19 protein-coding genes and 1 pseudogene are annotated in these 21,462 nt (G+C 52.6%); 15 read left to right on the forward strand and 5 right to left on the reverse strand.

Going from position 1 to position 21,462, the window contains the following annotated elements; all coding sequences use genetic code 11:
- Nucleotides 1-47: 47 nt before the first annotated feature.
- On the reverse strand, nt 48-980 hold the full coding sequence (locus tag AC3G2T_RS18135; protein WP_488436431.1) for a zinc dependent phospholipase C family protein: 933 nt from the start codon (nt 978-980) through the stop codon (nt 48-50).
- A 190-nt stretch (nt 981-1,170) separates the two neighbouring features.
- Here AC3G2T_RS18135 and AC3G2T_RS18140 point away from each other — a divergent pair, with 190 nt between their 5' ends.
- Complete coding sequence (locus tag AC3G2T_RS18140; protein ID WP_488436432.1) at nt 1,171-3,414, forward strand: PAS domain S-box protein; 2,244 nt, start codon at nt 1,171-1,173, stop codon at nt 3,412-3,414.
- Nucleotides 3,415-3,536: 122 nt separating this feature from the next.
- Here AC3G2T_RS18140 and AC3G2T_RS18145 read toward each other — a convergent pair whose 3' ends face one another.
- Nucleotides 3,537-3,767, reverse strand: coding sequence for a hypothetical protein (locus AC3G2T_RS18145; RefSeq protein WP_474685550.1), 231 nt, complete (start codon nt 3,765-3,767; stop codon nt 3,537-3,539).
- Between the two features lie 210 nt (nt 3,768-3,977).
- On the opposite strand from AC3G2T_RS18145, the pseudogene AC3G2T_RS18150 reads away from it, so the two are divergent.
- Nucleotides 3,978-4,419, forward strand: a pseudogene (locus AC3G2T_RS18150) (DUF3900 domain-containing protein); the annotation flags it as partial.
- A gap of 77 nt (nt 4,420-4,496) precedes the next feature.
- Here the strand turns inward: AC3G2T_RS18150 and AC3G2T_RS18155 are convergent.
- The gene (locus AC3G2T_RS18155; RefSeq protein ID WP_474685552.1) at nt 4,497-5,450 is read right to left on the reverse strand and encodes an L-lactate dehydrogenase; all 954 of its coding nucleotides are present in this window, start codon (nt 5,448-5,450) and stop codon (nt 4,497-4,499) included.
- Between the two features lie 210 nt (nt 5,451-5,660).
- Here AC3G2T_RS18155 and AC3G2T_RS18160 point away from each other — a divergent pair, with 210 nt between their 5' ends.
- The 4 genes from AC3G2T_RS18160 to AC3G2T_RS18175 all read left to right on the forward strand — a co-directional run bounded on the left by AC3G2T_RS18160 (nt 5,661) and on the right by AC3G2T_RS18175 (nt 9,303).
- A complete protein-coding gene (locus AC3G2T_RS18160) occupies nt 5,661-6,317 on the forward strand; it encodes a deoxynucleoside kinase (protein ID WP_488436433.1) in 657 nt (218 codons plus the stop codon).
- A gap of 793 nt (nt 6,318-7,110) precedes the next feature.
- Nucleotides 7,111-8,289: an FAD-dependent monooxygenase gene (locus tag AC3G2T_RS18165; RefSeq protein WP_488436434.1), complete on the forward strand. Its 1,179-nt coding sequence runs from the start codon at nt 7,111-7,113 to the stop codon at nt 8,287-8,289.
- A 174-nt stretch (nt 8,290-8,463) separates the two neighbouring features.
- Nucleotides 8,464-8,772, forward strand: a complete 309-nt coding sequence (locus AC3G2T_RS18170; protein ID WP_474685556.1) for a DUF4870 domain-containing protein — start codon at nt 8,464-8,466, stop codon at nt 8,770-8,772.
- Between the two features lie 282 nt (nt 8,773-9,054).
- Nucleotides 9,055-9,303 carry a hypothetical protein gene (locus AC3G2T_RS18175; RefSeq protein ID WP_488436435.1) on the forward strand — a complete coding sequence of 83 codons (249 nt, stop codon included), beginning with the start codon at nt 9,055-9,057 and terminating at the stop codon, nt 9,301-9,303.
- Nucleotides 9,304-9,548: 245 nt separating this feature from the next.
- Here the strand turns inward: AC3G2T_RS18175 and AC3G2T_RS18180 are convergent, their stop codons facing one another.
- Nucleotides 9,549-9,971: a hypothetical protein gene (locus AC3G2T_RS18180; protein WP_488436436.1), complete on the reverse strand. Its 423-nt coding sequence runs from the start codon at nt 9,969-9,971 to the stop codon at nt 9,549-9,551.
- Between the two features lie 1,065 nt (nt 9,972-11,036).
- Here AC3G2T_RS18180 and cyoA point away from each other — a divergent pair.
- From cyoA to AC3G2T_RS18205, 5 genes are all read left to right on the forward strand, one after another.
- Nucleotides 11,037-12,038, forward strand: coding sequence for a ubiquinol oxidase subunit II (cyoA, locus tag AC3G2T_RS18185; RefSeq protein ID WP_474685560.1), 1,002 nt, complete (start codon nt 11,037-11,039; stop codon nt 12,036-12,038).
- Nucleotides 12,039-12,067: 29 nt separating this feature from the next.
- The gene (locus AC3G2T_RS18190) at nt 12,068-14,041 is read left to right on the forward strand and encodes a cbb3-type cytochrome c oxidase subunit I (RefSeq protein ID WP_488436437.1); all 1,974 of its coding nucleotides are present in this window, start codon (nt 12,068-12,070) and stop codon (nt 14,039-14,041) included.
- A complete protein-coding gene (gene cyoC / locus AC3G2T_RS18195; protein ID WP_474685564.1) occupies nt 14,041-14,655 on the forward strand; it encodes a cytochrome o ubiquinol oxidase subunit III in 615 nt (204 codons plus the stop codon). Before AC3G2T_RS18190 ends, cyoC begins: the two co-directional genes overlap by 1 nt.
- Nucleotide 14,656: 1 nt before the next feature.
- Nucleotides 14,657-14,983: a cytochrome o ubiquinol oxidase subunit IV gene (gene cyoD / locus AC3G2T_RS18200; RefSeq protein WP_474685566.1), complete on the forward strand. Its 327-nt coding sequence runs from the start codon at nt 14,657-14,659 to the stop codon at nt 14,981-14,983.
- Nucleotides 14,984-15,058: 75 nt separating this feature from the next.
- Nucleotides 15,059-15,271: an alpha/beta-type small acid-soluble spore protein gene (locus AC3G2T_RS18205; RefSeq protein WP_474685568.1), complete on the forward strand. Its 213-nt coding sequence runs from the start codon at nt 15,059-15,061 to the stop codon at nt 15,269-15,271.
- 99 nt (nt 15,272-15,370) lie between these two features.
- On the opposite strand, the gene AC3G2T_RS18210 is transcribed toward AC3G2T_RS18205, so the two are convergent.
- The gene (locus AC3G2T_RS18210; protein ID WP_488436438.1) at nt 15,371-16,210 is read right to left on the reverse strand and encodes an ATP-dependent DNA ligase; all 840 of its coding nucleotides are present in this window, start codon (nt 16,208-16,210) and stop codon (nt 15,371-15,373) included.
- A 162-nt stretch (nt 16,211-16,372) separates the two neighbouring features.
- Here AC3G2T_RS18210 and AC3G2T_RS18215 point away from each other — a divergent pair, with 162 nt between their 5' ends.
- The 4 genes from AC3G2T_RS18215 to rocF are packed head-to-tail and all read left to right on the forward strand — an operon-like array spanning nt 16,373 to nt 21,060.
- On the forward strand, nt 16,373-17,572 hold the full coding sequence (locus AC3G2T_RS18215) for an ornithine--oxo-acid transaminase (RefSeq protein ID WP_488436557.1): 1,200 nt from the start codon (nt 16,373-16,375) through the stop codon (nt 17,570-17,572).
- A 17-nt stretch (nt 17,573-17,589) separates the two neighbouring features.
- Nucleotides 17,590-19,140 carry an L-glutamate gamma-semialdehyde dehydrogenase gene (pruA, locus tag AC3G2T_RS18220; RefSeq protein ID WP_488436439.1) on the forward strand — a complete coding sequence of 517 codons (1,551 nt, stop codon included), beginning with the start codon at nt 17,590-17,592 and terminating at the stop codon, nt 19,138-19,140.
- Nucleotides 19,141-19,164: 24 nt separating this feature from the next.
- Nucleotides 19,165-20,094 (forward strand): proline dehydrogenase family protein, encoded by a 930-nt coding sequence (locus AC3G2T_RS18225; protein ID WP_474685573.1) that lies wholly within the window; start codon nt 19,165-19,167, stop codon nt 20,092-20,094.
- A gap of 15 nt (nt 20,095-20,109) precedes the next feature.
- Nucleotides 20,110-21,060 carry an arginase gene (rocF, locus tag AC3G2T_RS18230; protein WP_488436440.1) on the forward strand — a complete coding sequence of 317 codons (951 nt, stop codon included), beginning with the start codon at nt 20,110-20,112 and terminating at the stop codon, nt 21,058-21,060.
- The last annotated feature ends 402 nt before the right edge of the window (nt 21,061-21,462 follow it).

Here is a 21,462-nt window from a genome sequence, read left to right on the forward strand (position 1 = left end):
GCGGAGCTGTTTGGGCGCAGACAGCTTCCGTACACCGGATCGGCCGCCTAAATGATCGGCTGCACGTGAACGATTTCCAGGCCGCTTTCGCACGGCTTGCCCGTTTCGTAAGATCGGTTGCCGAGAACGGTGCGCAGCGCTTCCCAATCGGCGGCCGAGTCTGTCTGCAGCGCGCGGATCGCAGCGGGCATGACTTTCAGGCCGTCCTCCACGGCTTGATCCCACAGCTCCCAGGCGCTGTGCGTGTACGTTTCGTCCGGCGAAGTCGGACAGTTCCAAACCGTTCCGGCTTCATTCATGTAATCGAGCGGAGCCGGGTTTTTGGCATATACGAACGGGCTGATTTGGCCGAGCGTAAATACGCGTTTAATCCCTTTCGGATCGTGAAACAGCCGCTGCGCCCGAATCATATCCCGATACGCGTCGTTCCAGTCCTGTTCGCTCAGGCCGGCGGCAAGCTCCGGATAATGCCGCTCTGCGGAGGCGGCAAGCGCCGGTACGACGCCGAGCGGGAACGTCCGGCCGACATCGATCTGTTTCCACACGGGCGTCTTCCACGTCTCCAGCCCAAGCATGCGCCGCACGACCAACGTGTCCATAATGACCTCGAAGCGCTGGTGATTCCACTTTTTAAAGCCGGATTTATAAAAAATGTACGGATGCATATTGCGGTCCAAAATATGATGGGTGACAAAGCCGAGAGTGTACAGGACGGCGGGATTGTATATGCCTCTGCCCTGCATCCGGCCCAGCAAATCCAGCAAAAAGGGCCCGCATTCCCGCTGGTGCATCGCGCTCCCGAGCTGCTGAAGCCGCTTATCTTTTTGCCAGGGCAGGAAATGATGATACAGCAAAAAATCGGGCCCCTGGCAGCCGAGGGAGAACGTGCGACAGGCCTGTTTATCGTTCAAAATATGGCTGTGCCCAAGCCGTTTCATCAATTCCTGGCCGAATATAAGATGAGCCCAAATATTGGGCATAGCACATACCTCCATTCGCATGCTTGATACTCGATTCATTCTAGCATACAGACTATTGGTTTGGGCACATTTTGAGCATAATTTCAGCACGGCATGCAACTTGGGCAGGAAAATATTTCTAGTCGTCGAATTCAAACAAGCGAACAACGTGAGCTTTGAACGCTTGTAAGGGATAGGAGATAGAACGAAAATGATTAATAAGCCGCTGGAAATGGGAAAAGGCGTGGATCCGGACAATGTGCAGGAGCTGCTGAGAGGCAACGAGCCGTCTTTTGGCGCGGCCTTCGAGTATGCGGCGATCGGCATGGCCTTGATATCAGTCAACGGCCTCTGGATCAAAATCAATAATTGTTTCAGCTCTATTACAGGATATTCGCGACAAGAACTTCTTTGCACCGATGTTCACGCCATTTTTTTGCCGGAAGATATGAGCCATCACAAGGCGTTAATGGAACAATTGCTTCAAGGGCAGTTTACTTCATACCAAATCGACAAAAGACTTAAGCATAAATCGGGAAGCATCCTTTGGGTGGAGTGCAGCATATCGCTAGTTCGGGACTTGATCGGCAATCCGCTCTATTTTGTTACGCAAATCCGCGATATTACGCGCAGGTCGGAGATGGAAAGGAAGCTGGCCGAAAGCGAGCAGCGCTATAAGTCGCTGATCGAGCACAATCCGGCCGGCATTCTGACGTGCGATTTATCCGGCATCATTAAGAACGTAAATCCTGCGATGGAACGCATTATGGGCTACCTGGAGATTGAGATGGCCGGTCAGCCGATCAGCCGTTTTTTTGGCGGCAAAGAGAAGGAGAACATTTTCGCTCACAGCCTGCTTTTTCAGGAATCCGATAATTACATGCTGTCCGTCAAGCATAAAACCGGCGAAACGATCGTGCTCGGCTTGAAAAATGTGCCGATTATCGTCAACGATGTGATCGAAGGCATGTACATTATCGCCAGGGACATTACCCAGCACAATAAAGACCGGGAGTCGCTGCGTATCGCCCAGCAGGATTTGCACGAGACGGTCCGCAGACAGCAGGGCATGACGATGAAGTTCCGGCAAATGAAAGGCCGGTTTATCCATACGCTGTGCGACGGCGAGCTGCTGTACCGGTTAGGATACAAACCGTCGCATATTATCGGCAACGGCTTGTATGAAATATGGCCGGCCTACATGGCCAAAAATTTGGAAACTTATTACCGCAGAGCGTGGAACGGCGAGGAAAACGTCATTTACGAGGCGACTTTTCGCGGCATCACGTATTTGAGCTCCTTGCGGCCTATTTTGGAAAACGGCAAAGTGATCGAGGTCATCGGCTCCTGCGTAGATATTACCGAGCGCAAGCTGATGGAGACGGAGCTCCGGGAGACGAAAGAGCTGTTGGAATCGTTCATCAATAATACGACGGACGCCATCTGCGTGCTGGACCCGAGAGCCAAAGTGATGTCTGTAAATGCGGCATACGAGCATGTGTTCGGTTGGCGGCTGGAAGAGCTCAAAGGGAACAGGCTGCCGATTTATCCGGAATTTCTGGAAGAGCAGCGCCAGGAAATATTTGAAGCGCTGCAAGCGGGCAAGCAAATTTCCGGCTTGGAGACAGTGCGCCAGCGCAAAGACGGCCAACTCGTCCATGTAAGTGTGACGAAAACGCCGATCAAAAACGAGCGGGGCAATATTATCGGGTTCGCCGGCATCACGAGGGACATCACGGAGCGGAAAAGAACGGAGGAGCTGCTGCGCAAGTCCGACAAGCTCTCTGTCGCGGGCCAGCTGGCCGCCGGTCTGGCGCATGAAATCCGCAACCCGCTTACTTCCTTGCGGGGGTTTTTGCAGCTGCTGCAGAGCGACATGAAAGGGAAGCAGCACTATTTCGACATTATGCTGTCGGAGCTTGACCGCATCAATTTCATCGTCAGCGAATTTCTCGTCATTGCCAAGCCGGAAGCGATTCAATACAAAAGAGGCGATTTAAAGGAAATATTGCTCAGGGTCCAGGCGCTGCTGGACACGCAGGCGGTGCTGCGCAGCGTGCAGCTCGTGCTGGAATTTGAATCCGAATTAACGGAAATCGTTTGCTCGGAGATGCATTTGAAGCAGCTTTTTATTAATTTGGTGAAAAATGCGATCGAAGCGATCCCCAAGGAAGGCTTGATCCGCATCAACGTGTCTATGCCGGACCCCGGCCACATTCGGGTGCGCACGCAGGACAACGGCTGCGGCATCCCGGAGGAACGGCTCAAAAAGCTGGGAGAGCCTTTTTATACGACGAAGGAAAAAGGCACCGGGCTCGGGCTGATGATGTGCTTCAAAATCGTAGAAGCCCACAAAGGCACGATGCATGTGCGCAGCACGATCGGCAAAGGTACGACCATCGACGTCATTTTGCCGACACGGCTCGACGACAGCGGGCCGCTGGAGCTTGCCTAGAAATCCGGCGGGCGCCGCCAAAACGGAAAACCGCCGTCCTGCTCACTTCCGCAAAGGAGGCAGAACGGCGGTTTTCTCCTTGTCGAATCGAAATGTTTAGTTCTTCAAGGTAAAGGTTTATCTCATGGTTTGATGCTGAATTCATTCGTTTCCCGCGAATACCGGATCGTCCGCTGCTCGTTTCCGTAACTGCGCACCCGGACTTCGTCGGGCGTATACTTCACAATAATTCCTGAATCCACCTGGTAAAATACGCCCAAGTGATCCATGGACCAGACCAGGATAGGCGTCTGAGTCAGCGCGGCGGCGAATAGTTCGGTATCTGTATCGATCAGCTTAGTTCCGTAAATCATCTAACGCACCTCTGTCGTTTATTTTAGAAGAAAGGCTCATTTTGTAAGACAGTGCGAGAAAGGCAATCATCACGCGCAAACGAAAAATATCTTTACAACCCGCTCAGGTGAAGTACAATCATAGTTGTGCCTATGGTTAAGCGGACGTGTCATCTACGAATCGGTAAGGAACGGCAGCATGAAATTTACTATCCTGTTCATCTCATTTTTCGTATCGCCCGGATTACAGACGAGAAAAGTTTGCTGAATCAAGTCGAAATGGCGATTAACGCCAAAAACATGAAGTCCATTCAGTATCCGTTCATGCCGGAGGAAGGGATGCTGGAGGAGGCGGAGCTGAAAATTCACCAGGCTTCGCACGCCCGCTATTTTGAGGATTTCCTAAAATATGTAGAATATGAGCAATCGATGCCGGAAATTTTGCATGTTCAAGTGATGGGGCTTGTTCGGCAGCAGTTGGAGAGCCAGGACGAGCATTTGCCCGAGGAGCGGGAGGCGCGAGGAGATAGACATCGAGCTTTGGGCCGCCGGCGAAAAAAGGGAGCTTCAGGAAAAATGGACGCCCGTCCAGGTCATGGAAGCGGCGTCTTATTGGGTCGAACAAAAGCCTGATCTCGAAATGCGCATCAAGCTTGATCATATTCAGGTGAAGGCAGCTGAAGCCCGACGATCTTCATGAGGCGATCGAGCGAATAACCCGGGAAGAGGATGAACGGTAAGCTTCCCGTTTTACGGAGCTGCCAGCTGTCCGATATGTTGACGAATGATGGAGCAGGAGTAATCGAACTGCTCTTTTTCTTTTGCCGATAGGTTTAGCTCCAAAATTTCCTTGATTCCTTGCCGGGTGACGATGGCCGGCACGCCTGCGCATACGCCCGACTGCCCGTACTCGCCATCGAGAATGGCGGAGACGGCAATGATTTTATGATCGTCATTAAATACGGACCGGACGATATAGGCGATGGCGCTGCCGATGCCGTAGTGCGTCGAGCCTTTGCGGTTGAAGATTTCCCAGCCGGCATTTTTCGTCCGCAGGGCGATCTCTTCCAAATCCATATGCCCGAACCGGCCGGGATGCTGGGCGATAATGTCCAGAATCGGTTTGCCGCCGACGGTGACGTGCGACCAGCAGGGAAATTGGGACTCGCCGTGCTCGCCGAGCACATAGCCGTGAACGCTGCGGGGGTCGACGGGCAAATACTCCGACAGCAGCGTTTTCAGACGTGCCGAATCGATGGAAGTCCCTGTGCCGAGCACCCGGCTGCGCGGGAGCCCCGACAGCTTCCACACCAAGTAGGTCACGAGATCTACCGGATTGGAAGCCGCGACAAAAATGCCGTTAAACCCGCTTGCCATAATTTGGCGAATCATGGGCTCGTGAATTTCGGCCGCCGTATCCAGATGATCCAGACGGTTGCGGCTGTTCGGGGGATTGGAGCCGGCGCACAGCACGATAATATCGCTGTCCGCGCACTGCTCATAGGCGCCGGTATAAACTTTCGTGCGCGTATGGGTAAAGTCCATGCAGTGCGACAAATCGAGCGCCTGAGCGTAGGCGCGGTCAGGCGTGCGGCCGATCAGCATGATTTCGTCGCAGACCGATTGATGGATCAAGGAGTAGGCGCAGCTTGAGCCTACATAGCCTGTTCCGACAATCGCGACTTTGCGCGGTTTGTTTCCCATGGCGATTCTCCTCCCGGCATATGTGGTTGCTATAATATATGTGTAGGAGTCAGGTTAGTGTGATGAAAAAGTTAATTTTTATTACACAATGAGTGACGAAATTCCAACATCGGTTTTTCACTGTTCACAGTAGCTGTTCTCCTTGCTATAATTGAAAAGCTCTTATTAACATTTGGTAAATTAAAGTTTGGCAAAAGGGGAAAGGGGACAATGTCAGTGATTGTGGTTGGGGGAATGATCGGGCTGGGCAAGACGTCGGTAGCCACTTTGCTCGGAAAAGAATTGAATTCGGACGTTTTTTTCGAAAGTGTGGACGACAATCCGATTTTACCGCTGTTTTATACATCTTCGCCGGAAGAAATCGAGCGGAAACGGTATCCGTTTCTGCTGCAGCTGCATTTTTTGAATACGCGATTCAGAGCGATCAAAGCGGCGCTTGTACACAACCGGAACGTAATTGACCGAAGCATATACGAGGACTGGTATTTTGCAAAAGTTAACCATGATCTGGGGCGGATCAGCCAGTTGGAGTTTGATATTTATGAAGACTTGGCCGACAACATGATGATGGAATTGGCCGAGCTTCCGAAAAAAGCTCCGGATCTGATGGTCTACCTGAAGGCATCCTTCGAAACGGTCATACACCGGATCGGGCTGCGCGGCAGAAGCTTCGAACAGGATCAGTCGCTGGTGGATTATTACCGTCTGCTGTGGTCCGGATATGACGATTGGGTGATGAACTACTACAAAGCCTCCGACGTGCTGACGGTCGATATGGATAGATTCGATGTCGTCAACCGTCCGGAAGACGCTGCGAAGCTGGTAGCGGATGTAAAAGAGAAGCTCAAGGAATTGGGCATTGAATAAAAGCAATCAGGGCTGCCGGCGAGGGCAGCCCTTTCTCATGATTGGAGTGTATCCGATAAGGTGCTGGAAGCAATGCGGTAAAACGCTTTATTTATATAAAGTAGAAAAACCAGCTGAGTGTAAACAAGGCAAGCCATAAAAATGAACTGATCATGAGACCGTTAATTAAACCCCAAGCTGTGTTCGGATAATCGTTCATTTTATCATCACCCTTCGAAAAACTATTACCTATATAGTATGGAAGCCCTTACAAAAAGTCTATGGTTAAATATATTCAGAATAATTAGAAAAATGATGCGAAAATAGTAGGAGCCGGCGACTAAATTCGTCTAGTTATAAAGTCCTGCAACAAAATGCGGCCCGCTATCGTTTTATGACTGGAAACCTCTTTTTTTGTTGCAATTGCGAGCGAAATGATTTATGATACATTATGTATCAGTCGCAATCGGCGGCTGAAGATAACACAAAGAATAGGGTGATCGATTATGCTGTACATTGTTTGCTATAAAGGTAAACCTCTGTGCTCACCGATATCCAAGTTAGAAGCAGCCGAGAAGTTGATGAAGTGGAGCCGTTCTTTTTCCAACCTCGAAATTATAGAAGTAAAACAGGAACTCGCGTCCGCATCCAAATAAGAACAGTGCAGTGGTCGCATACCTTGAACGAGAGTTGACCGTTGAACCTCCTGAACGCCACCCGCGCGGGCCAGGGGGTTTTTGTCATGGCGGCACTATGCTACAGTGTAAACAGTACACTCGATATGCAAGCCGTGCAGCCGTTTAGGAGGAGCATCATGGGGAATGAAGGGAAAGCGTTAAGGAAAGCGGTCATTATCGGATCGGGGATCGGCGGCCTGTGCGCCGCTATCTGTTTGCGGAGAGCAGGCTTTGCGGCGGCGGTTTTTGACCGGCAGGAGGCTTTGTCCGAAATGGGCGCGGGGATTGTTTTGGGCGCGAACGCGATGAACGTTTTGCAAAAGCTCGGCCTGGACGGGCAGGTTCGATCGGAGGGGGCGAAGGTCGGGAAGGCCGAGATCCGGACATGGGACGGCAAGCTTTTGACGGAGCTGCCCGTGTCGAAGCAAGCTGAAGCGTACGGAACGTACAGCTATCTCATTCACCGGGCGCGGCTTCAGTCCATTTTGTATCAGCAGGCGGTGCGGGAAGGTGTGGTATGGGCGAACAAAAAGCTTGTCGCGCTCGGGCAGGGAGCGGATTATGTGACAGCCCGGTTCGCGGATGGGAGCGAAGAAACCGGGGATGTGCTCATAGGAGCGGACGGGCTTTATTCTTCCGTCAGACAGCAGCTCTTCGGTGCATCCGATCTTCGATATTCGGGATACACCGCGTTTAGAGGCATTGCCGCTTTCGGCGACCCGCGGTACGAGATGGAGCGAGGCGGCGGTTTTGAAGCTTGGGGCCGGGGCAAGCGGTTCGGGTATTCCCATCTGGGCGACGGCCGCATTTTTTGGTTCGCCGCGATTAATTCGGCGCCGGGCAGCCGCGTGCCCTCCGGTGAGCGAAGAGACGCCGTCCTGCAGCATATGAAAGGATGGTACGGTCCGATTGAAGCGGTCATAGCGGCAACGGACGAGACGGCCATCCTCGCGCACGATATTTTTGACCGCAAGCCATTGAATCGGTGGAGCCGCGGCCGCGCAACTTTGCTTGGGGACGCCGCGCATCCGATGCTGCCCAATTTGGGGCAGGGCGGCGCGCAGGCGATGGAGGACGCCTGGGTGCTGGCGCAGTGCCTGCAGGCGGAACATAAGGACGCCGCGCGGGCGCTCATCGCCTATGAAAGGCTGCGCATTCCGCGAACGGCCCGGGTCGTTCGGCAGTCGCGCCGAATGGGGCGGCTCGTGCAGCTGGAAAACCCGGCTGCGCTGTACATGCGCAATTTGCTGCTGCGGACGATGCCCGCCCGCGTGCAGATGCGCCAGCTCGACTGGCTGCTTGGCTATAAGCTTTAATGCGAGATTTCGGACACGCTCGGAGGATGTCGGGTAAACGACTTGTAGGAGTGATCCCGGTACGGACAAATTTGTACAAAATTAAAATATTTAATTTATGAGAAAACATACAGAATAGCCGGGGGGTTTCGAATATAATAGAAGTAATAAATATGAATCGAAGAGGTGCTGCGCATGTACGAATCATCGGACATTCAAAATAACAAAGGCATGGCGATTGTGGCCTACATTTTGTTTTTCATACCGCTGCTGGCCGCCAAAGAATCGCGGTTTGCGATGTATCATGCCAATCAGGGGCTGACTTTATTTCTGGCCGCTGCCGCATCGAACATTGTGCTGGGTTTTATCCCGATCATTGGCTGGTTCTTGCTGCCAATCGCCAATTTGATCGTTGTCGCTCTGGCGATATTGGGAATTGTGGCCGCAGCGCAGGGGCAGGTCAAGCCGCTTCCGCTCATCGGTTCGTTTACATTGCTAAAATAGCCGGAAGCCGTTTGCGAGGACATACATACGAATTGAATAGAAGAGCCGTCTTTGAATCGCTATGACTCAAGGACGGCTCTTTTTTGCTTATTTTCTAACTCAGTCTCGATAGCTGGGCGACCGTTCGTTCAATATATAGCTATATTTTTTACGTTTTGTGAATTTCCAATAAAAAACTTGTCTATTTTTTGATAAAACTGTGAATAAATAATGAACAAAATCAAAAAGTTGTGGTATACTATAAATATAAAGCACTTACATTTCTCGTTTGGAGTGATTATAATGACGACAAGAACAGCAACTGAAAGTATGGATAAAGACGTAGCGCGCCTGGTGAGATTGATGACCGTAGCCTCTTGGGTACTGCTTGGCATCGGGGTACTGCTTAGCCTTTTCAGTCTCAATCAATTCAATGATTTCAACACCCCACTGATGGTCGGCATCGGGTTCATGGTCGGCAGCGTTTTTGTTTATGTGATTCGTACGGCTATTCATTTGGTTCATTCGCAAAAAACTTCCCAATCGGAATGAGACGGAATCAAAGTCAAGTTCTGGTATATTTAAAGCCCTTTAGGTGAAAACTTAAAGGGCCTTTTCCGTTTTTATATCATTAAATTGACACATTTTCGTGCAGGTGGTACTTTCTCTTTGATTCGATTCCACATTTTGGGAGGAAGCTGTGCGAAAGAAAGTGATGATAGTTTCTGCGCGCGGTAAATATAAGGGCGAGACTCATTATGAATTTAATTATTCAAATCATGATCATAGCAAATCCGTTACTCGTTCTCAGATAAAACAAAAAAGGTATACAATTCAAAATATACTTTAATAGCCAGGTTGTAAGCGAAGACCACACCGGCAAAGAGAACAACTTTTTGTTGGAAAAAACGTTTAGTCCGCAGAATCAAAGAGATTATAAAATCTCGTTTGTGTCGGACGATGGCGATGGAGGAACGAATTATCCAATTAGCGTATTGGTTGAAACGGTACTGAATTGATTGTTCATCAATTCGGTCGGGCTGTTGAGAAAGGGGAACGACCCGGTGCTCGGTGAAAGACAAGCAATCGGTCGACAGGCGGTCAAGGCGCGGCAACAGGGGCGGTCCCCCGTCGTGTGGCGCAACAAATGCGCCGGAAGAGAGCTTGATTGGGAAAGGGCGGCTGCGCTCCCAATTAGTACCCCGGCAAAAGCAATGCACCGGTTGAACTCTTGGTTGCAAAACCTAGGTACTGGCGTGCAGGCAACCTGCAATAGTCAGGCTGTTGAGAACCCTCACAAGCCCGAACCGTTAATACGATCTGACTGGCCGGGCAGGGAAAGCCTGCAAACATACATCTTTTTACTCATTGATACTCCGGCCACCTCTTTTCGCAGAAAAAACTATATTAATCCAGGCTGTTCGAAAACCCGGGTAACTATCGATGGCCACAAACTGCCTGGTTGCATGAAGAAAACCTGCAAAAGTACATGAATTTATACCCTTGAGACGCTTGCCTCGAAGAATTCCTGCAATTGTGCAGGCTTTTCGCCGCGATCATGGACGCAGCTTCACTTTCAGAGGAAATTCCTGCACTTTTGCAGGTTTTTCACCAAAATAGACCATTACTACTGGAAAAACCTGCACTTTTGCAGGTTTCCTCCCTGCTGGGCCGCCTTATTCCACCACTTCAGCTCCGTAACCGTGTAGGAGAGGGCGTGTCCCACTCCAGCTCCTCTACCGTGCAGGAGAGGCGCGGCCCACTCCAGCTCCACAGCCGTGCAGGAGGGGCGCGGCCCACTCCAGCTCCGCAACCGAACAGGAGAGGCGCGGCCCACTCCAGTTTCGCGACCGTACAGGAGGGGCGCGGCCCACTCCAGCTCCGCAACCATGCATGAGAGGCGTGGTCCACTCCGGCTCCGCAACCATGCAGGGGAGGCGCGGCCCACTCCAGCTCCACAACCGTGCAGGAGAGGCGTGGTTCACTCCAACTCCGCAAATCGTCGTTGTTCTTGACCTCCCCGGTCTACATTGTAATACTCCTCAATAATTCAACAAATCCTAAGTTTATATGAAGTCTGAAGAGGCCGTTTAAAATTCATAAGCACTTTAATAAAGTCAACGAACGTTTTGTGACATTTATTTTACATTAAAACGTCTATCCTTTGACGTATTTGTTAAGTAGGATGTACTTTATGTTGTAATTTGATATCTTTGGAATAGTAAAAGTGAAGAAAGGGCATATTATTTCATTGCTTTCGGACATGCGGATAGGGAGGATCACGAATGGAAAAAACGAAAAAATGGATAAGGACAGCATTGCCGCTTGCAATCATATTGATGATTGTCTTGCTGACAGGCTGCAGCAGTCAAGCGATGGTGCTGGATCCGAAAGGGCCGGTCGGCGCGAACCAAAGAGATTTGATCTATATCTCGACCTTGCTCTGCGCCATCATATTGGTGCCGGTGCTCGTGTTGACGGCATGGATCGTGTGGCGGTACCGCGACAAAGAGGGGAACAAAGCCGCATACCAACCGAACTGGTCGCATAGTACTGCGCTGGAGACGATATGGTGGTCCATTCCGATCGTCATTATTTTGGCGTTGGGCGTAGTCACTGTCAAATACACGCATGCGCTTGAGCCGTCTAAACCGTTAGCATCCGCCAAAAAGCCGATTACGGTTCAGGTGACTTCGTTAGACTGGAAATGGCTGTTCATGTATCCGGAGCAAGGCATCGCGACAGTCAATTACTTGCAAATTCCGGAAGGAACGCCGGTCAAATTCGAGCTTACTTCCGATGCGCCCATGAACTCGTTCTGGATTCCGCAGTTGGGCGGACAAATCTATACGATGTCAGGCATGGCGATGACGCTGTACCTGCAGGCTGACGAGCCCGGCCATTATTTCGGCACAGGGGCCAACTTCAGCGGCGAGCATTTTGCGGATATGACTTTCGATGTGAATGCAACCTCCCAGCAGGATTTCGACACTTGGGTGGCGGAAGTCAAGAAAACGAACCCGGGTCTTTCGAAGGAACAATACGAGGCGCTGGCCAAGCCGGCAAAATCGACGCAGCAATTCTTCTCTTCGTTCCCGGACGGTTTGTTCCAGTACATCGTAACGAAATATACGCCTAACGGTGAGGGTGGACACAGCATGCACGGGGGTTCGGAGGCTTCCAATGCAGCGAAGGATAAAGTTGTCGACGAAGTGAAAAAGCCTCAAAAGGCTGATTACGAGATGCACAACGATCAATCCGAACATAAGGGCCATACGGGTCATTAAAGTTGACTTAAACGAAAGGAAGTCTGCACATGCTGGATAATATCAAACAGTTTGCCTCAACGTTTTTCGTGACCGGCGACCCCATGATTCTCGGGGCGCAGGTCAGCATCGCGCTGGCGATGGTGGCCATCGTCTTCGTGCTCACGTATTTCAAAAAATGGGTCTGGCTATGGAAAGAATGGCTGACGAGCGTCGATCATAAAAAAATCGGGATCATGTACGTGATCTGCTCGATTATGATGCTGTTCCGCGGCGGCGTCGACGCCCTTCTGATGCGTCTCCAGTTGGCGATGCCGAACAATCAGTTCCTCCAGGCTGAGCACTACAACCAGATTTTTACGACGCACGGCGTCATCATGATTTTGTTCATGGCCATGCCGCTCATGTTCGGTTTGTTCAACATCGTAGTGCCGCTGCAAATCGGCGCGCGCGACGTTGCTTATCCGTTCCTGAACTCGCTCAGCTTCTGGATGTTTTTCTGGGGCGCCATGCTCTTCAACGTATCGTTCGTCATCGGCGGTTCGCCGGATGCCGGATGGCTGTCTTATCCGCCGTTGTCCGAAATGTCGCACAGTCCCGGCGTAGGGGAGAACTTCTACATCTGGGGCATCCAGATTTCCGGTATCGGCAGTTTGGCGACGGGGATCAACTTTATCGTTACCATCATCAAAATGCGTGCACCGGGCATGGGCCTTATGAAAATGCCGATGTTTACCTGGTCTGTGTTTTCAAGCTGTATCACGATCATCTTCGCCTTCCCGATTTTGACGGTGACGCTTGCGCTGTTGTTCCTGGACCGCTTCCTTGGCGCGCATTTCTTTACGCTGGACGGCGGGGGCAACCCGATGATGTATATCAACTTGATCTGGATGTGGGGACACCCCGAAGTTTATATCGTCGTCTTGCCGGCTTTCGGTATATTCTCCGATGTCGTGGCGACTTTCGCCAAGAAAAAGCTGTTCGGATATTTGTCCATGGTTTTCGCGATGTTGGTGATCAGCTTGCTTTCCTTCTTTACTTGGGCGCATCACTTCTTTACGATGGGCTCCGGCGCAGATGTCAATGCCTTCTTCGCCATAACGACGATGGCGATCGCCATACCGACCGGGGTCAAAGTATTCAACTGGCTGTTTACGATGTTCCGCGGCCGCATTCGCTTTACAACGCCGATGATGTGGACGATCTCATTTATTCCATGTTTCGTGATCGGTGGGATGACCGGGGTGCTGCTGTCCGTAGCTCCCGCAGACTTCCAGTTCCACAACAGCTACTTTCTGATCGCTCACTTTCACCAGGTTCTTATCGGCGGCGTAGCTTTCGGTTATTTTGCAGGGCTGTCCTACTGGTGGCCTAAAATGTTCGGCTTCAAGCTTAACGAGCGCCTTGGCAAATGGGCGGTCTGGCTGTGGAATATCGGCTTCTATGTTTGTTTTATGCCGCAGTACTTCTTAGGTTTGGACGGCATGACACGCCGTACGTATACGTACGATTTCGATATGGGCTGGGGACCGCTGAATCTGGTTTCGACCGTCGGCGGCTTCCTGATGGGGATGGGCTTCCTGTTCCAAGTATGGCAAATCGCGCACAGTATCAAATTCCAGGAACGCGACACGACAGGCGATCCTTGGGACGGACGGACGTTGGAATGGTCGATTCCTTCGCCTGCGCCTCTCTATAACTTTGCAGAGCTGCCGCAAGTTCAGCACGTGGACGATTGGTGGGAACGCAAGCAAAAAGCTGGCGGCACTATAAAGCGCACTGTGGCCGCGCATTACGAACCGATTCATATGCCGAAAAATTCGGGCATTCCTTTTATCAAATCGGCGCTTTGGTTTTTTGCCGGCTTCGGTTTCGTATGGGATTGGATGTGGCTGTCCATTCCGGCCTTGATCGGCATTGCTATTTGTATGATAGCGCGCTCGTTCTCTTATGACACCGATTATTACATTCCGGCTGACGAAGTAAAACGTACGGAAGCCGCGTTGAAAGGAGCGAACGTTTAATGGCACAGACAGCTGCGCATTCCGCACACGGTCACGGTCATGACCACGAGCATCACGATCATGAATCGCTGAAGACGTTCGGATTCTGGATCTTTCTGATTACGGACTGTATTTTGTTCGGATCTTTATTTGCAACGTACGTAGTTTTGCACGCTAACACCAACGGCGGACCGACAGCCAAAGAGCTGTTCGAAATGCCGGGCGTTATCGCCGAAACGTTCATCCTGCTTACAAGCAGCTTCACGAGCGGCCTCGCCGTTCTGGCGATGCATAAAGGCAACACCAAGCAGTTGATCGGCTGGCTTGCCGTAACTGTGCTGCTAGGGGCTTCGTTTATCGGTCTGGAGCTTACCGAGTTCGTGAAAATGGTGGGCGAGGGCGCTACGATCAAGACGAGCGCATTTTTATCGGGCTTTTTCGTACTCGTCGGTACGCACGGTCTTCACGTTTCGGTCGGTTTGATCTGGATGATCGGGTTGATGATTCAATTGAGCAAAAGAGGCATTACGTCTGTCACCAAGCGTAAGGTCGAAGTTATCAGCTTGTACTGGCACTTTCTCGACGTCGTGTGGATTTTCGTATTCACGGTCGTTTACTTGATGGGGGTGATGTAGGATGAGTCAAAAAGCAGGTTCGCACGATCATCATGCATCCCATGGGTCCATAAAATCGTATACTACAGGTTTTATTCTTTCCATCGTGTTGACCATCATTCCGCTCGTCGTCGTGATGAATCACATGCTTTCCAAATCCGCCACCGTGGCGCTTATTATGGCGATGGGCGTGCTTCAGTTCGTGGTTCAGCTGTACTTCTTTATGCACATTAAAGAAGGCGAGAATGCGCGCTGGAATATAATGGCGCTCCTGTTCGGCGTCATCATTCTGTTAACGGTCGTTGCCGGTTCGATCTGGATCATGACCTACAATCAGGTTGCGCATTAAAATTGATCTGCTCATGCATAAAGATTCCATTTGCTCGGCACATTAAAGTTATTCACCTAGAAGGAGTGATATTTAATGGCGAGCAACAGCAACACACTGGTCGTTCAACAAGCAAAAGCGGCATTGGAACAACTGAAGTATGAAGTCGCACAAGAGCTGGGTATCCAAATTCCTCAAGACGGGTACTATGGATACATGGCTTCGCGCGATACTGGCGCAATCGGCGGACACATTACCCGCCGGCTTGTTCAAATCGCCGAACAGCAATTATCGAGCTTCAGACGCTAGACGTCTGAAAGCAATACAAAAAAGACTGAATCACCGTCCGAGGTGATTTCAGTCTTTTTTTGTATTTGCAGCGGAAGCGCGCCGCATCAGTCCCGTGTTCTAACGGACGAATCCGATAAATTCCGGGGACCGCAATTTGCCGCTCCTCGTCCAGCCGCGCGTTTTGATGCTGGCCATCAGGACCGGTTCCATATAAGCGAAATGCTGATCCTCTTTGTAAGCGAACCGCTTTTTCAAACTGTCGAGCGCCTTCTTTTGTTCCGGAGCGAGTCCGGTCTCGATCAAGCCGACGGGCGTCGGATAGCCGGAGGCAGTGTCTATGGATGCCTGCAAAGCAAGATCCCCTTTGCGGACCCCCGTTATATAGACGTCGGCATACGTCCAGTTAATGACCTTTTGCCACGCTTTCGATCGTTTGCCTGCCGTGTATTTCGTTCTTTTCGATTTGATGACGATGCCTTCAAGGCCGCTGTTTTTAATTTGCTCGAAGTATTCCGCCGCATTCCCTTCGTGATATTGAACTTTTTTATAAGCTTCGTTGTCGGTAAAAGACTTTTCCAACAGCTCCTTGCGCTTCAGCAAAGAAAGCGGAGTGACGTCGACTCCGTTGTACCGGAGCACATCGAACGCGTAAAAGATAGCCGGAGTGCGGTCTTTTCGCGATAAGAGCCGGGCGGACATCGCTTCGTAGTCAGGCTTGCCCTGATGATCTTTCATAATCAGCTCGCCGTCAAGCACAGTTCCCTCGGGAATCGGGCAATTATGTAGTTCGGGGAACTTATGCGTAATATTGATGCCTGTCTTCGTGTACACCCGGAGTCCGTCGACGCGCGAAACGATGCAGCGAATCCCGTCCAGCATCGCTTCCGCAATATGGTAATTACTGCCCAGCGGTTCACGATGAACAGCGGTTTCAACCAACATCGGAGAAATGAACATAGTATCCTCACCCATATTCATGGTACAACGGGAAGCGCGGTTTGGGTAATGGGAGTTGAAGGGAAGTCTGCGTCCGGCGGGCGATCTTTTTCGTGCTTTTGCCTCGAACGTAACATAGATCACCGCCTGCAATCGTACTATATATCAGCGGGGTGATCTATGATGAAGCGTACCGACGAAGTCATCAGTTTGTCAGAGCGCTTTGGCGCGCGTAATTATCGGCCTCTTCCCATTGCCGTCGCATCGGCTTTTGGCGTGTGGGTGGAGGATGTAACCGGCCGCAAATATTTGGATATGCTGAGCGCCTATTCGGCTCACAATCAAGGCCACCGCCATCCGGCGGTCATACAGGCGCTGAAGGATCAAGCCGACAAGTTAACCCTTACTTCCAGAGCATTCCATAGCGAGGTGCTGGCAGATTGGCTCGAACATTTGGCTTCTTTGTCTGGCAAAGAGCGGGTACTTCCGATGAACACGGGTGCGGAAGCTGTCGAAACCGCGGTGAAAATCGCCCGCAGATGGGCCTACGACGTCAAGGGAGTACCGCTCGACCAGGCGGAAATAATCGTGTGCGAGGGCAATTTTCACGGGCGTACGCTATCTGTGACTTCTTTTTCCACGACGGCCGAGTATATGCGGGGTTTCGGTCCTTTTACACCGGGTTTCCGCGTCGTTCCTTACGGAGATGCAGCTGCGCTGGCCGGGGCAATTACCCCGAATACGGCCGCTTTTTTGGTTGAGCCGATTCAGGGCGAAGCGGGCATTCGCATACCGCCGGCAGGTTATTTGCGGCAGGCGGCGGATCTGTGCAGGCAGCACAATGTGCTGCTGCTGGCGGACGAAATCCAAACCGGATTCGGCCGGACGGGCAAACTATTCGCCTGCGAGTGGGAAAATGTGCAGCCGGACATGTATATGTTCGGAAAAGCGCTGGGCGGAGGGGTATTGCCGATTTCCGCGGTATGCGGAGATGCGGCCGTTCTCGATGTGCTCGATCCGGGCTCGCACGGTTCCACTTTCGGCGGCAATCCGCTCGCTTGCGCGGTGTCCATCGCCGCGATGAACGTTATCATGGACGAGAAGCTGCCCGAAAGATCGCTGCAATTGGGCGATTATTTGCAGGAGCAGCTGCACAAAAAGCTGGCGCATTCGCGCATCCGCGAAATACGCGGCAAAGGGCTTTTTATCGGGATCGAATTATCCGAGGAAGCGCGGCCCTATTGCGAAAAGCTGCTTGACGCCGGCATCCTGACCAAGGATACGCACGTAAATACGCTGCGGCTGGCGCCGCCGCTCATCATTACGCAGGATGAAATCGATTGGGGCGTCGAACGCGTCGCGCAAGTGTTGAATGCGAATTAGGAGGAGGCGGTGCGGCAATGATTCCATATCGTCCGGAGCCATTGACGAATTTTCAGGACAGCTCCAGCGAGCAGGCGTTTCAGCTTGCTTTGGATCAAGTGAGCGGGGAGCTGGGGCTCGAGGTTCCGCTCATTATCGGCGGCGAGCGGATCGCGACGCAGCGGCAAATCCGCTCGATCAACCCTTCCGACCGGCGGGAAACGGTCGGTTTGGCCGCGCAGGCGGATGAGCCGTTGGCCGACCGGGCGATCCGCGCGGCCGCGGATGCTTTTGCGTCATGGTCGCGGGTGACGCCGGAGGCAAGAGCGGCCGCGCTGCTCAAAGCTGCGGCGCTGCTCAGGCGGCGCAAGCACGAATTTTCGGCCTGGCTGCTGCTCGAAGCCGGCAAGAGCCGTGCGGAAGCGGACGCGGATACCGCCGAAGCGATTGATTTTATCGAATACTATGCAAGGCAAGTAGAGAAGCTGGAGCAGCGGGCCGCCGGGGAACTCGTATCGGCACCGGGTGAGAACAACCGGCTGACATACGTTCCGCTCGGCGTCGGAGTTATTTTGTCTCCATGGAATTTCCCGCTCGCCATATTGGCGGGCATGACAACAGCCGCGATTGCTGCAGGCAACACGGTCGTCGTCAAACCGTCCAGCCTGACGCCGATCGTCGCTTACAAGTTCGCGGAACTGCTTGAGGAAGCCGGGATTCCCGACGGCGTCGTGAACTATTTGCCCGGTAGCGGCGAGGAAATCGGCGATTTCCTCGTTTTGCATCCGCTGACGCGCTTTATTTCCTTCACCGGCTCCAAGGAGGTCGGCCTGCGGATAACGGAACTGGCCGCCAAAGTGACGCCCGGGCAAAAATGGATCAAGCGCTACGCGGCTGAAATGGGCGGAAAAGACGCGATCATCGTCGATGCGGATGCCGATTTGCAGCTCGCGGCCGCAGGCATCGTCAGCTCGGCGTTCGGCTTTTCCGGGCAAAAATGCTCGGCTTGCTCCCGTGCCATCGTGCACAAAGACGTATACGACGAGGTGCTGGAAAAATGCGTCGCCCTGACCCGGCAGCTGGCGGTTGGAGACGTGCGCAGCGCGGCTCATTTTACCGGTCCGGTTATCGATGAACGTAGCCAGCGCAAAATCGCGCAGTATCTCGACATCGCGAAGCAGGAGGGGAGGATCGTGTCCGGCGGCTCGGTCATTGCGGGGGACGGTTTTTTTGTCGAACCGACGATTGTCGCCGATGTGCTTCCCGAAGCGAGGATCATGCAGGAGGAAATATTCGGGCCCGTGCTCGCTTTTGCCAGGGCGGAGAATTTGACCGAGGCGCTGCGCATCGCCAACAGCACGGAATACGGGCTGACCGGCAGCATTTTTGCGCGGAACAGAGCATCTATTGAAAGAGCGAAAGCCGAGTTTCATGTGGGCAATTTATATATTAACCGCAAATGCACCGGCGCTGCGGTAGGGGTGCACCCTTTTGGCGGCTTTAATATGTCGGGTACGGATTCCAAGGCCGGCGGTCCGGATTATTTGCTGCTTTTCACGCAGCTTAAGCTCGTTTCCGAGTTGCTCTGACCGGCGGGGAAAGGAGGGCTGCGCATGGTCATGGACGCTTTCCTTCGCCGCAGCGTGCTCGGCATCGCCAACAACCGTTTCGTCCGCTCGTGGTTCCGAAAGTATGGGCTTTCCTACGGCGTAAGCCGATTCGTCGCCGGAGAAACGCTGGAGGCGACTGTGGGGCAGGTGAAAAGGCTGAACGAAGCGGGGTTGTGCGCCACGCTGGATCTGCTCGGAGAAAGCGTCTATGACGCACGCCTTGCGGAGGAAGCCGCGGCGGGCATTTTGTCGACGCTGCAAGCCATAAACACGGAGAGGCTGCAATCCCATATTTCCGTTAAACTTTCGCAACTCGGCATTGGCATGGATTACGGCACCTGCCTGAATCATATGCGCGCCATTTGCCGGCAGGCGCAGCAATACGGCATTTTCGTGCGGATCGACATGGAAGATTCGACGCTTACCCAAACGACCGTCGACCTGTTCCGGGAACTTGCCGCGGAATTCGGCTGCAAAGCGGTCGGTCTGGTCATTCAGGCGTATTTGTACCGTTCCGAAGCCGACGTGAGGGAGCTGGGCAAAATGGGCGCCAATCTGCGGATCGTGAAGGGCGCCTACAAAGAGCCTCCCGGGCTCGCTTTTCCCCGTAAAAAAGACGTCGATGCCAACTATTTGCGATTGACCAAAAAGCATATGCTTAACGGCTGCTACACGGCCATTGCCACGCACGACGAACGGATGATTGAGCCGCTCAAAGCTTTTGCCGCCGCCGAGGGCATAGAGAAAGATCAATTCGAATTTCAAATGCTTTACGGCATATGCCCGGGGCTGCAGCGCCGGCTTGCCGGAGAGGGCTACAAAGTAAGAGTGTATACCCCTTACGGCGGTCAATGGTACCCGTATTTTACCCGGCGCATAGCGGAACGACCGGCCAACCTGTGGTTTGTGCTGAAAGGAATGCTCAGAAAATAGCGGAGGTGCTGCTCCATGAATCCGGGATTGTACCCGAATGTTGCGATCATCGGCGTCCCGATGGATTTGGGCGCGGACCGCAGAGGGGGCGATATGGGACCGAGCGCGATCCGCTGCGCGGGACTCGAAGCGAAATTGGCAAGCATCGGCTATCAGATGCAAGATTGCGGGGATCTTATCGTACGGAGGCACGCTGCGGCGCAACCGGCCGTTGCGGCTGCGGGAGCAGGCCCCGGCCCTGGTCCTGGTCCGGGCAATCTCAAATATTTGGATGAGATTGCGAGAGTGAATGATGAGCTGCATCGGCTCGTAGCGGATGTGATCGGGCAGGGTAAGTTCCCGCTCGTTCTTGGCGGGGATCACAGCATTGCCATCGGCACGCTGGCCGGCGTCAGGCGGCATCATGAGGAGATCGGCGTCATCTGGTTCGATTCCCATGGCGATGTGAACACCGCAGCGACTTCTCCTTCGGGCAACATTCACGGGATGTCGCTAGCCGTTGCGCTCGGATTCGGACATTCCAAACTGGTCTCTATCGGCGGTTCCTTCCCGAAAGCAAAGCCCGAGCACGTGGCCATCGTCGGCGCCAGATCGCTCGATCCGGGCGAGCGCGCTTTTTTGCGGCAGCACGGTATTCTGGTGTACACGATGCACGAAATCGACCGGCTGGGCATGTCCCGCGTTATGGAACAGGCGATCGAGCATGTATCGCGGGGGACGACCGGCGTGCATCTCAGCCTCGATCTGGACGGACTCGATCCGGGCTATGCTCCGGGAGTCGGCACTCCCGTGCCGGGAGGCATTACTGTGCGCGAAAGCTTTTTGGCGATGGAGCTGCTATCGGACGCCGGGGTGCTCGTCAGCGCCGAGTTCGTGGAGGTGAATCCCATTTTGGACCACCGGAACCAGACGGCCCAATTGGCGGTCTCGCTCATCGCCTCTTTGTTCGGCGAACGTATTTTGTGAGATAAACCTCTATCAAGGTCTTTCGAAGATGAGCGACCGCGTTTAGAGGTAGGTTTATTCGCCAATAAGAATGCAGTTCTTCACCCTTTAGCGCTGTAAAGAACTTTAACATTTTTATGTGGTAAAATATGGTTATAACGATTCTTTCCTTTGATTTTTTGGAGTGAGTTGACTATGATGGTCGTAGTACAAATTTAGGTTACGCAGATTGATATGATGAAGCTTGGGAGACGTGATTGTATGTCGAAGGTTGTTCTTAACTAATCAATTTCATAGGAGGCACCATGCGTTTGGCCCTGCCGCGCTACCCGTCTGCCCATTTTGGCAGTGTGAAAGTGCGAAGCGTCAACCATCGCCCTCTTGGAACTAGTTAAGAACATCGGGATCATATCGTCTGCAAAA

The sequence above is a fragment of the Paenibacillus sp. sgz302191 genome (assembly GCF_057749925.1).